This window comes from Dietzia sp. (assembly GCF_036741115.1).
In the GTDB taxonomy this organism is placed as follows: Bacteria; Actinomycetota; Actinomycetes; order Mycobacteriales; family Mycobacteriaceae; genus Dietzia.
This window is the reverse complement of record NZ_DAINST010000030.1, coordinates 20,332-32,039: the sequence shown is the minus strand read 5'-3', so window position 1 is coordinate 32,039 and position 11,708 is coordinate 20,332. Positions and strand designations below refer to the sequence as shown.

Below are 11,708 nucleotides of genomic sequence, written 5' to 3'. Positions count from 1 at the left end.
ATATGGGGCTCGAGAGCGCCGTAGTCGTAATCGAGATCCGGAAGAGTGTACTCGGTCATATTCGACCTTCCTTTCGTTCCGCAGTCGATCTCTTCGACCGCCTGAATACGAGGCTAATACTTAAAGCTCGCTCGAGGTCAAGGATCGGTTCGGGGCGATTCGCTCTACAGCGCCCGCGCGACCTCGGCACTGAAGAACTGCCGCTCCTGATACACGAGCCGCGGGCTCTCTCGGCCCGGGATCACATCGAGCACCTCCGCGGCGATGAGCCGCGAGTCCCCCACGGGAAGCACGTCGAAGGTGCGCGCTCGGAACGCGACGGGCGCAGCCGGAAGATAGGGCTCCCCGGTGGGCAGCGTCGACCAGCCCTGATCGGCGACGAATCGCGGTCCGTCGGACGTCGAGAATGCCCTGGCGATATCGGTGTCCTCGTCACCAAGCAGGTGGATCGTATAGCCGGTGGCACGCAGGATCTTCCCGGCCGACCCCGAGGACCGGCTCAGCGAGAACGAGACCGTGAGCGGATCGAGGGACACGGACGAGAGGCTGGTCATCGTGAGCCCCACGAGTTCTCCGTCGACCTCCGCCGCGATGAGCGCAACCCCTGCCGGGTGCGCGCGGAAGGCATCGCGGAAATCGTCCGTCATCATCGACATTGCATTCGTCCTTGCTCGTCGGGAGGCCCGCAGCTCCTGCCGACCCGTCGTATCGACGGTACGACTTCGAGTCCGCTTGAAGTCAAACGGCCGGGACCGCCGGCACAGCCGGAACGGCGAGCTACAGCGGCATGATGGGATGCTTGCGCGGCATGTCGAGCCGCTCCTTGTCCTTGAGCTGGGCAAGCGCCCGGCGCAGCACAAGGCGCGTCTCGGAAGGCTGGATGACGGCGTCGATGTACCCTCGCTCGGCGGCCGTGTACGGCGTCGCGACGAACTCGTTGTACATGTTGATCAGGTCCTGGCGCAGCTTCGGACCGTCCTCGCCTGCCGCCTCGATCTGCCGGCGCTGCAGGAGGTCCACCGCGCCCTCGGCGCCCATCACAGCGATGCGCGCCGTGGGCCACGCGTAGTTGAGGTCGCCGCCGCCGAGGTTCTTCGAGCCCATCACGGCGTAGCCGCCTCCGTAGGCCTTGCGGACGATCACGGTGACCTTCGGTACCGAGGCGTCGACGATCCCGTAGAGGAACTTCGCGCCGCGGTGGATGATGCCCATCCGTTCCTGCTCGACGCCGGGGAGGTAGCCGGGGATGTCGACGACGCAGATGATCGGCAGCCCGTAGGCATCGCAGATCTGCGAGAAGCGCGCGGCCTTCTCGGAGGAGTCGACGTCGAGGCAGCCCGAGAGGTGCATCGGTTGGTTGGCGATGATGCCCACTGGGAGGCCATCGACGCGCGCGAACGCGGTGATGATGTTCGGCGCGAAATCGGACGAGAGCTCGAAGATGTCGCCGTCGTCGAACATCCCGAGGAGCACGTCGTGCATGTCGTACGCAGCGTTGTCGGAGTCCGGGATGATCGTGTCGAGACCGCGATCGGATTCCGTGATCTCCGGCTCGATGCCCTGGTTGATCCGCGGAGCCGTCTCGTGCGAGGTCGACGGCAGGAACTGGAGCAGCTCGCGGGTCCACTCGAGCGCGGCCTTCTCGTTCTCGGCGACGTGGGTGACGTTGCCGGCGTGCGCCTGCGCCATCGCGTTGCCGAGCTCCTCGATGGAGATGTCCTCGCCCGTGACCGCCTTGATGATGTCCGGCCCGGTGATGAACATGTACGCCTGCTCGCGGTCCGCCACGACGAAGTCCGAGCACACCGGGGAGTACACGGCGCCGCCGGCGCACTTGCCGAGCATGATCGAGATCTGCGGGACCACGCCGGACGCCTGGTACTGCCGCTTTCCGATCTCGGAGTAGTACGCCAGCGACGTGACGGCGTCCTGGACGCGGGCGCCACCCGAGTCGTTGATGCCGATGATCGGGCAGCCCGTCTTGATGCCGAGCTCCATGATCGCGCACACCTTGCGCCCGAAGCCCTCACCGACCGAGCCGCCGAAGACCGTGACGTCGTGGGCGAAGACCACGACGGGACGACCGTAGATCGTGCCGCGCCCCGTGACCACGCCATCGGTGGGCGGGTTCGAGGCGTTGCCGGGCGACTTGACCATGAGGCCGATCTCCACGAAGGAGCCGGGATCGAGCAGCTGATCGATCCGCTCTCGCGGCGTCGCCTTCCCTGCGGCGGCGCGGCGCTCCTTGGCCCGGTCGCTCCCCGGGTCCATCGCGACGCGCGTCCGCTCCCGCAGGTCCGCGAGCTTCTCCGCCGTGGTTCTGGCTGCAGTCACTCCGGTGGTCTCCTTTTCGTTGATCTGCCGTGGTCCGCGTGCGCCCTACGGGGCGGTTTCTCCGCGCGCGTCGATCGCGGCGAGCCGGCCGCTCAGGTGTGTCCCGATCGTGCCGACCTCCGGCTCGTCCACGATAGCCAAGTGGTCACCGCGACACTGGACAACCTCGAGATCGGCCACGTAGGCGCCCCAGCCGCCGTCGGGATCGACGTGAGCGTAGCGGGGCTCGAGCTCGATCGCGCCGTCGTGCATCCGCTCGGCGCGGTAGAGCACGAAGGGCACCTCGGCGCCCATGCTCTCGAATGCCGACTTGTCCAGGCCCGCGAGGATCTGGTTGTCGACGAACGAGGCGCGCTGGTGCTCGATCACGCCGCCGCCCATCGCGTTGGCGTCGGCACCGAGCGAGGAGAGCATCATCTCGAACAGCCCCTCCTCGCCATTGGCGCGGAGGTATTCCTCGGGCACTTCGATATCGAGCCCATAGGTCTTTTTCGCGAACTCGCCGTAGCGCTTCCAGCGCGCGACGAGCTCGTCCTCCGTGTTCGGCGCTGGCTCCGAGGGCTGCACGGTGTCGAGGAGCGCGAGCAGCGCGACCTCTCCCCCGGCCTCGCGGATCTGGCGCCCGACCTCGAGTGCGAGCGCCCCGCCGAAGGACCAGCCGCCGAGCACCACGGGCCCGTCGCCCGCGAGTTCGCGGACGACCGGCGCGTACTCCGCGGCGCGCTCGGCGAGAGTGCCCTCGAGGCGCTCGATGCCGTAGACGGGCGTCGACTTCGGCAGGCGCGCCACGAGCGGCTCGTAGACCAGCGACGAGCCACCGGCCGCGTGGAAGAGGACGACCGGGGTCTGGCGGCCTTCGCCGTCATCGCCCGTGGTCTTCCCCTCCTGGAGGACCCGCACGAAACCGTCGAGCGGCTTGTCGACGTAGGGGCGCAGGAGGTCGGCCAGCTCGGAGATGGAGCCACAGCCCCTGACGTCTGCGGCCGAGATCTCTCCGCCCGTCCGCTCCGACAGGCGCGTGGACAGGGCGTCGGCCTGGGCGTCGGTGATCTCGGGGAGCGCCCCGAGGACGCCGGGCGCCGCGGCGCCGGTGACCATCGCCCACGCGCCGAACGCCATACGCTCGGTGTCGTCGCGCGGGGCGACATCGGCGGCGCCGTTCGCGGCCGCAACGGACGTAGAGGAGTCCTTCGGGGAATCGGCGGCTGCGGCACCCCCAGCTCCGGCTGCCCCCGCGGCTACTCCGGCAGCAACGCCCGCGCCCCCGGCAGTGCCCTTGCTCGCCGCATCGATCGCGGAAGCGTCGACGGTGCCGCCGCCCGTGGCCTGCTCCGAGGCGATCTGCTCGAGCTCTTCGCGGTTGTTGATCGCGTAGTCGACCATCCGGGCGACGTCGTCGAACGACGCGTCGCGCATGGCCTGCAGCTCGAGCTCGGGGATGGAGAACGTGTGCTCGACGCGGTTCTTGATGCGCACGGCCATGAGCGAATCGAGGCCGAGCTCGAGGAGCGGGAGCTCGCGCGGCAGGTCGGAGGGGTCGTAGCCCATCGAGTTCGCGATGATAGCGAGGAGGCGATCCTCGGCCTTCTCCGCCGACTCCGGGTCCCACACCGAGGACATGTCGACGACGCCGTCGTCGGCGAGCACGTCGGTGTCCGCTGCGGCGCCGCCCGCGGCAGCGGCGCCGCCCTCGGCGAGGCTCGCATCGCCGATCTGGTCCTGCGGCTCGCCGGAGACCTCACCGGCCACCGCCGCCTCCGCGAGCAGCGCGAAGCCGCCCGCGGACTGCGAGTGCACCTGCAGGCTGGCGCCGCCGGGGTGCGGGGTCAGGGTCGTGGTGACCACACCGGACGGCGGGAGCACGCCCGGCCGGTTGATCGCGACGATCCGGGTGCCCGGCGCCACGGCGGCCGCCGCCGCGCCGACGAGCGCGTCGAGGCTCGGCACCGCGTGCGCCTGCACCTGCCAGGCGTGGCGCCCGTCGGGCAGCGCGACGTGCGAGCCGGGCATCGAGCCCTCGCCCGAGCCGCCGCCGAACGAGAGCTGCGGCCACAGCCGCTTGCGCTCGAAGATCGTGCCGGGGACGGGCGCGTATCCGCGCTCGGCCGGGGTCGCGGCGACGCCGGCGCCCTGGCCGGCCCCCTGCCCCGCCTCGGCGGCCGGCCCCCACACCATGTCGATCACGGCGCCCATGTCGATGGGGTGCCCGTGGACGTAATGCGTGCCCAGCGCGAGGAGGAGCGAGTCGACCTCGGACTCCTTGCGCTTGAGTGTGTGGACGAGCGCCGGCTCGGTGAGCCCGGCGTCGAAGACCGTCGACAGGACCGACATCCCGGCGACCGGGTTCGCATTGAACTCGGCGAAGGTCGTGTACCCGGCCTCGACCGCCTTGCGCACGGCGTGCGTGAACCACACGGAGTGGCGCATGCCCTTGACCCAGTAGTCGGTCGCGTGGACCGGCTCGTGGCCTGCTGGGTAGAAGGTCTCCTTGTCGACCGTGGAGAACAGGCCGATGTCGAGCGGGCGGGCATCGAGGCCGGCGAGCTCGGCGGCGAGGTCGCCGAGGAGCATGTCGGTGTCGGAGGTGTGGCCCGCGCCGCGCACCTGGAGCTGGCGGGCGAACTTGCCCTGCTCCTCGGCCCAGGCGACGAACTCGGCGACGGGCTTGGCGCGCCCGCCCACCGTGGTGTGGGTCGGGGCGGCGTAGACCGCGGGCTCGATCGAGGCGAACTCCGGGTGCTCGGCGATGATCTTCGCGATCTCTTCCGCCGAGTACTCGACGAGCGCCATGGCACCGGCGTCCTCGTCGGAGACCGCGGACTCGGCCTCGCCCATGAGGCGCGAGCGCACGCAGATCACGCGCACGGCCTCCTCGAGCGGCAGGCCCCCGGCGGCGTACGAGGCGGCGACCTCGCCCATCGAGTGTCCGACCACGGCCTCGGGCCGGACGCCGAGGTCGCGGAAGGTCTCGACCAGAGCGATTTGGATCGCGAAGATCCCCACCTGTGAGTTCTCGACCTCGTAGGTCTGCGAATCGTCGAGAACGAGCTCCACGATTGAATAGCCGGCCTCGAAGTCGATGAGCTTGTCGACCTCGTCGAGATGACGACGGAACAGCGGGCTCGCCGCGTAGAGCTGCTTCGCCATCTTGCGGTGCTGCGCACCGAAGCCCGAGAACACCCAGACGGCGCCGTTCGCGGCGGGCGCGTCCGCGGCGAGCACGCCGGGCGCCTCGATGCCCTTGGACAGTGCGCGCAGCCCCGAGACGAGCTCGTCGCGGTTGCGGGCGAGGACCGCGCCGCGCGAGCGACCGTGGCTACGGTTCGCGAGGGTCCGCGCGATGCCGGCGAGGTCGAGCTCGCCTGGCGGTAGGCCCTCTACCCATTCGGCGAGCGCGGCCGCCGTCTTCCGACGGCGGGACGGGAGCGGCCCGGAGATCACGAACAGCGAGGGGACCTCGGTGGAGCCCTCGAAGCGGGCGTTCTCCTCGGAAGCGATCGCCGCGGCGATCGAGGCGGGCCCCGCGGAATCGGCACCTTCGCCGTCAGAGGCGTTCCCGCCCTGCTCCGGGGCGTATTCGGAGAGCACCACGTGGGCGTTCGTGCCGCCGAAGCCGAAGCCGGAGACGCCGGCGATGGCCTTGCCCGAGTAGCGCGGCCACGCCGTCTCGTCGGCATCTGCGACGACCCGGAGGCGGGCGGCATCGAAATCGATGTACGGGTTGGGGCCCGCGAAGTTGATGCTCGGCGGCAGCGTGTCGTGCTGCATCGCGAGCGCGACCTTGATGAGCCCGGCGGCGCCCGCGGCGGACTCGAGGTGCCCGAAGTTGGTCTTCGCCGAGCCGAGGAGGGTCGGCTTGTCCTCCGCGCGCCCCTCGCCGAGCACGGCGCCGAGCGCGCCCGCCTCGATCGGGTCGCCGAGGATCGTGCCCGTGCCGTGCGCCTCGATGTAGTCGACGCTCGCGGGGTCGACGCCGGCGTCGGCGTACGCATTGGCGAGCACCTGCGCCTGCGCCTCGGGGTTCGGGGCCGTCATCCCGTTCGAGCGCCCGTCCTGGTTGACGGCGGAGCCCTTGATCACCGCGAGGATCGAGTCCCCGTCCCGCTCTGCATCGCCGCGCCGCTTGAGCGCGAGGAGGCCGCCGCCCTCGGCCCGGCAGATGCCGTCGGCATCCGACGAGAAGGCCTTGATCCGGCCGTCCGGGGACAGCGCGGCGCCGGTCTTCGCGAAGCCCATGGTGGCCGCTGGCGCGACCATCATGTTGACCCCGCCGGCCAGCGCGAGATCGGCCTCGCCGCCGCGGAGCGCCTGTACGGCCTCGTGGACCGCTACGAGCGCCGACGAGCACGCGGTGTCGAGGGTCATGGTCGGGCCGCGGAAATCGTAGGTGTACGAGACGCGGCCGGAGATCACGGAGTTCTGCGAGCCCGTGACGGCGTACGGCGTGGCCGCGCGGGAGTCCGCCGAGATCATAGACTGGAAGTCCGAGGAGGACGCGCCGATGAAGACCCCGACCTGGGCTCCCTTGAGCTCGTTGGCCGGGATGTGCGCATTCTCGAGGGCCTCCCAGGCGAGCTCGAGGGCGAGCCGCTGCTGCGGGTCGACCATCTCTGCCTCTCGGGGGCTCATCCCGAAGAACTCGGCGTCGAAGTCCTTGACAAGGTCCTCGGAGAGCCAGCCCGCGCGGTTCGGCGCCTCGGCGAGAATCTCCTGGACGTGGGCGTCGCCGTCCCACTCGGCCCAGCGGCCCTCGGGGAGCTCGGAGGTCGCGTCGACGCCGCCGGCGAGGATGTCCCACATGCTGCGGGGATCGTTCGCGCCGCCGGGGAAACGCGCGGAAAGGCCGACGATGGCGATCTCGCGGTCGGCCGGGTCGCCGGTCGGCGCGCGCCGCACGGTCGCGGCCGGGGCGGTGACGCCCGCCTCCTTGGGGCCCTCGACGAGGTACTCGGCGAGCGCGGCGATCGACGGGTAGTTGTAGGCGACCGTCGCGTCGAGAGGCCAGCCGAGTTTGTCCTCGAGCTCCCCGGAGAGGGTGACGGCGTCCCGCGAGGACAGCCCGTAGGTCTCGAGCGCGGCGTCGTCGTCGATGCCCGCCGCGTCCTGCCCGGTGGTCTGCGCGACCCAATTGCGGAGCCACTCACGCAGCTGCGTGACTGTCATCTCGTGCTCTGCCATGTGCCGGCGGCCTCCAAACTGTCCTGCGTGGATGTGCGGGTTACGCGATCGATCCGAAGGATGCGATCGATGCCCCGGAACGTGCCTATTGTCTCAATTTAGTCACGACCCGTCGCAGCGGCACCCCAGATGCCTGCGCAGCGCCGATCCCGACGGTGCCGGAATCGGCTCCGAAAGCGATTAAATAGCCGACGGTATATCGTGATCGGCCCCACGCGCTGTTACCCCAGCAGGCCAGGCCCTATTCGCCTCTATTCGCGCGGCAGGAGTAACGAGAGCGCCCGGGTTTGCGCCTCGAAGATCGCGGCGGCGCCGTCGGCCGGCAGAGGTCCCCACTGGCCGAAGACCTCCGCTGTCACGACGCCCACGGTCCCCGCGAACAGCGTCGCGGCCACCGCGAGCTCCTCGGGGGTGGGCTCGGACGGCTCGAGATCGCGCGCCGCCCAGCCGAGCACGTCCCGCGCAGCGTCGGTGAGCTCGATCCGCCTCACGGCGCCCCCTTCGGCTTCTCGATCGGCGGCACCCGATCCCGCCGCGCCCGAACCGGCGACGATCTCGGCGAAGAGCGCGATGACCCGCGTCCCCGGCCCCGTGGTCTCCTCCCCTGGCGCCGCGTAGCCGCGCACCGGCGAGCCGTAGAGCAGCGTCCACCGCTCCGGACGCTCGACCGCCCAGGCTCGGATGCGCCCCGCGACCGCGATATAACGCCGTCGCGGCGGTCGCCCCGCGCCGCCGTCGTCCCCACCGAGCGCGGCCTCGGCGAGGCTCGTGAAGCAGTCGACGAGGAGCAGCGTGAGCAGGTCGTCCCTACTCGCGACGTAGCGATACACCGCCGAGGAGACGAGCCCGAGCTCGCGCGCGACCTCGCGGAGGCTCAGGCCGGCGACGCCCTCCGCGTCGAGCTGTTCGAGCCCGAGCTCGGTGATCCGGCGCATCGTCTCCGCGCGCGCCGCCGCCCGTTTTCCCAGCTTCTGTTCGGGCTTACGCCCCTGCTCCGTCGCCCCCATGGACCACCTCCGACAAAAATAGTGAGCACTGCTCTTGAATTCTAGCCAACAGGGGCCTAGCCTCGGTTTCGAGAGCAGTGCTCACTGTTTCGACATCGACGGGCCCATCGCCCGCGGGAACTCGAAGGGATCGGGAATCATGCGACATCTCGTCATCGGCGAAGGGCAGATCGGCCAGGGGGTCATCGCGGCGGCGCTCGGCCGCGGGGACTCCATCACGGTGTTGCGGCGGTCTGCCGTCACACACGAAGAGGACAGGGCACGTTACGGAGCCATGGCCGAGCGGATCACGCGTGTCGCGGGCGGGGTCGGTGACGCGGCGGCGCTGCGCGAGGCACTCGCCGGAGGCGCGCCCGGCACAGGCGGAGCGGACGGCGCGGAGCCCGTGGGCGTGGTGCACGCGTGCTTCCACAGCTCGGCGTACGACGCGCGTTGGTGGGAGGAGGAGCTTCCGGAAATGGAGCGAGCGACGCTCGACGCCGCTGCGGCCGCCGGCGTTCCCGTGGCGTTCCCCGAATCGATGTACGGGTTCGTCGGCGGGGCCGCGGACCTGCGCGAGGGCGCGGAGTTCTCCCCGCGCGATGCGAAGGGCGAGATGCGGGTCCGGCTCATCGAGGCGCGGCGGGCGCACGCGGCGCGGACGGTGAGCGTCGTCGCCTCGGACCTCATCGGCCCGAGCTGCCTGAGCACGGGCTCGGCGGTCGCGTGCACCACCGTGATCGAGCCGCTCGCCGCCGGCCGGCGCGCCTTCGTGCCGGGCTCGCCTCGGCGGGAACACTCGCTCACCACGATCGGCGACATGGCCGCAGCCATGCTTCTCGCTGCGGAGCACGCGGAGGATCTCGCCAATCGCCCTGAGACCGGCGGAACGGACGCGGTCGTCCACGCGCCCACGGATGCCTCGCGCCAGCTCGCCGAGCTCGTCGCCTTCGCCGCGGAGCGGCTCGGCTCCCGGCGCCGCACGCCCTTCGCGCTGCCGAGGTTCGCCCTGCGCGCCGCCGGCCTCGCTGATCGGACGATGCGCGAGATCGACGGGATCGGCGACCTCTGGTACGGCGATTGCCGTCTCCGCCCCGGAGTCCTGACGACGCACTACGGCCTCGCTCCGACCCCCTGGGACACCGCGGTGGCAGAGACGGTGGATGCCGCGGCCGCCGATCGCGCGGCCGCGCGATCACCGCGGGCGGCGGCCTGAAAACGCCGAGCAAACCAGCCGTGGAAACAGGCCACGGAAATAGACCACGGGGCGGCCGGAATTCCCGCCGCCCCGTGGTGTGTGCTGGGGACCGGATCAGTGCCGGCCCCGACGCTCAGCCGAAACCCCCGCTAGGCGTTCGCGCCGTTCTCGATCGAGGCGCGGAGCATGTCCTCGCGCTCGACGACCTTGACGCGCTCGCGCCCCTCGGAGGTGCCGAGGCTGCGCTCGTGGGCGTCGAGCCGGTGCCAGCCGTCCCACGTGGTGTGCGCGATACCGCGCTCGGCGAAGAGCTTCTCGATGCTCTCCTCTGCGGGATCGGCGGGGGTGGCGAGCTTGCCTGCGGCGAGGTCGTCGAGGATGCACGCGACCGTCTCGTTGGCATCGCCCTTGGTGTGGCCGATGAGACCCACGGGCCCGCGCTTGATCCAGCCCGTCGTGTAGAGCCCGCCGACGACGCTCTTGTCAACGCCCTCACCCTCGACGACGCGACCCGCCTCGTTGGGGATCACGCCCTTCTGCGAGTCGAACGGGACGCCGGGCAGCGGGTCCGAGTAGTAGCCGACGGCACGGTAGACGGCGCCGAGATCCCAGTCGGTGCTCTCGCCCGTGGGGCGGACGTTGCCCGTGCCGTCGAGCTCGTTGCGCTCGGTGCGCAGGCCGACGACCTTGCCGTCCTCGCCGAGGATCTCCACCGGGTTCTCGAAGAAGTGAAGGAAGATCTTGTGCTTCGCGCCGGGCTTGCCCTCCCGGATCGCGTAATCCTCGATGATCGACGCGACCTGGTCGACCATCTTGACGCTGCGGCGGGCCTGGGCAGAGCCCTCGTCGTACTCGATGTCGCGCGGGTCGACGACGACCTCGATGTTCGGCGAGTGGTCGAGCTCGCGGAGCTCCATCGGCGAGAACTTCGCCTGTGCCGGGCCACGGCGGCCGAATACGTGCACCTCGCGCGCCTTATTCTCGCGGAGCCCCTCGTAGACGTTCGCGGGGATCTCCGTGGAGAGCAGCTCGTCGCCGGTCTTCGCGAGGACACGCGCCACGTCGAGAGCCACGTTGCCCACGCCGATCACGGCGACCTTTTCGGCATCGAGCGGCCACGTGCGCGGGAAGTCCGGGTGGCCGTCGTACCAGGCGACGAACTGGGCGGCGCCGTAGCTGCCGTCGAGCTCGATGCCGGGGATGCGCAGGCCGCGGTCATCGGTCGCGCCGGTGGCGAAGATCGTCGCGTCGTAGTGGCGCGCGAGGTCGTCGTGGGTGAGGTCCGTGCCGAAATCGACGTTGCCGAACAGCCGCACCTGCGGCTTGTCGAGCACCTTGTGGAGGGCGTTGACGATACCCTTGATGCGCGGATGATCGGGCGCTACGCCGTAGCGGATCAGCCCGAAGGGCGCGGGGAGACGCTCGAAGAGATCGATGCTGACGCCACCCTCCTTGGCCTCCTCCGACTTCATCAGCGCATCGGCGGCGTAGATGCCCGCCGGTCCCGAGCCGATGATCGCCACGCGCAGCGGCCGGCCGAGGTTTGTCTCGTTCGACATGCCCTTCGCCTCCTTGGAGTCTGTATCCGTATGCCCTGTGCAGATGCACTGTGCGGGCGCTTTCTCGAGTACCGCGGCAGCTCCTGTGACTCGAATCACTATCTACCTGCGGTTTTCTACCTACACCAATAGTAGACCGACCTGTCTACTCGGTGCCAGTCGCCACTGGAAGTCTCTCGGCGAGGCGCCTCCGGAACGCGGGCGATCCACCCGGATACGACCAGCTAAGACACGCGGAACGAGCGGCTGTGCCACCCGGAAGCGCCGTCGGGGGCGGGCGCCGCCTGCGCCTCGGTCTGGAGGTTCCCCGCCCCGTCGTAGGCACGGACCGTGACCGTGTGGACCCCCGGCGTCGCGTCCCACTCGAACGACCACATCCGCCAAGCGTCCACCGAATAGGCCTCGGCGAGCTGCGCCCTCTCCCACGGCCCCTGATCGACCCGCACCTCGACG

At 70.4% G+C, this 11,708-nt stretch carries 6 protein-coding genes and 1 pseudogene; 1 reads left to right on the top strand and 6 read right to left on the bottom strand.

What is annotated here, in order from left to right; translation table 11 throughout:
* Positions 1-164 precede the first annotated feature (164 nt).
* The 4 genes from V7E05_RS06605 to V7E05_RS06590 form a co-directional block, all read right to left on the bottom strand.
* On the bottom strand, positions 165-656 hold the full coding sequence (locus V7E05_RS06605) for a flavin reductase family protein (RefSeq protein ID WP_333618876.1): 492 nt from the start codon (positions 654-656) through the stop codon (positions 165-167).
* Positions 657-777: 121 nt separating this feature from the next.
* The gene (locus tag V7E05_RS06600) at positions 778-2,271 is read right to left on the bottom strand and encodes an acyl-CoA carboxylase subunit beta (protein ID WP_333618879.1); all 1,494 of its coding nucleotides are present in this window, start codon (positions 2,269-2,271) and stop codon (positions 778-780) included.
* 108 nt (positions 2,272-2,379) lie between these two features.
* Positions 2,380-7,512, bottom strand: a complete 5,133-nt coding sequence (gene pks13, locus V7E05_RS06595; RefSeq protein WP_333618875.1) for a polyketide synthase Pks13 — start codon at positions 7,510-7,512, stop codon at positions 2,380-2,382.
* A 251-nt stretch (positions 7,513-7,763) separates the two neighbouring features.
* Complete coding sequence (locus V7E05_RS06590; protein WP_333618874.1) at positions 7,764-8,519, bottom strand: TetR/AcrR family transcriptional regulator; 756 nt, start codon at positions 8,517-8,519, stop codon at positions 7,764-7,766.
* A 139-nt stretch (positions 8,520-8,658) separates the two neighbouring features.
* Here V7E05_RS06590 and V7E05_RS06585 point away from each other — a divergent pair, with 139 nt between their 5' ends.
* The gene (locus tag V7E05_RS06585) at positions 8,659-9,714 is read left to right on the top strand and encodes an NAD-dependent epimerase/dehydratase family protein (protein WP_333618873.1); all 1,056 of its coding nucleotides are present in this window, start codon (positions 8,659-8,661) and stop codon (positions 9,712-9,714) included.
* A gap of 131 nt (positions 9,715-9,845) precedes the next feature.
* Here V7E05_RS06585 and V7E05_RS06580 read toward each other — a convergent pair whose 3' ends face one another.
* Complete coding sequence (locus V7E05_RS06580; protein WP_333618872.1) at positions 9,846-11,255, bottom strand: FAD-dependent oxidoreductase; 1,410 nt, start codon at positions 11,253-11,255, stop codon at positions 9,846-9,848.
* 224 nt (positions 11,256-11,479) lie between these two features.
* A pseudogene (locus V7E05_RS06575) lies at positions 11,480-11,708 on the bottom strand (molybdopterin-dependent oxidoreductase); the annotation flags it as partial.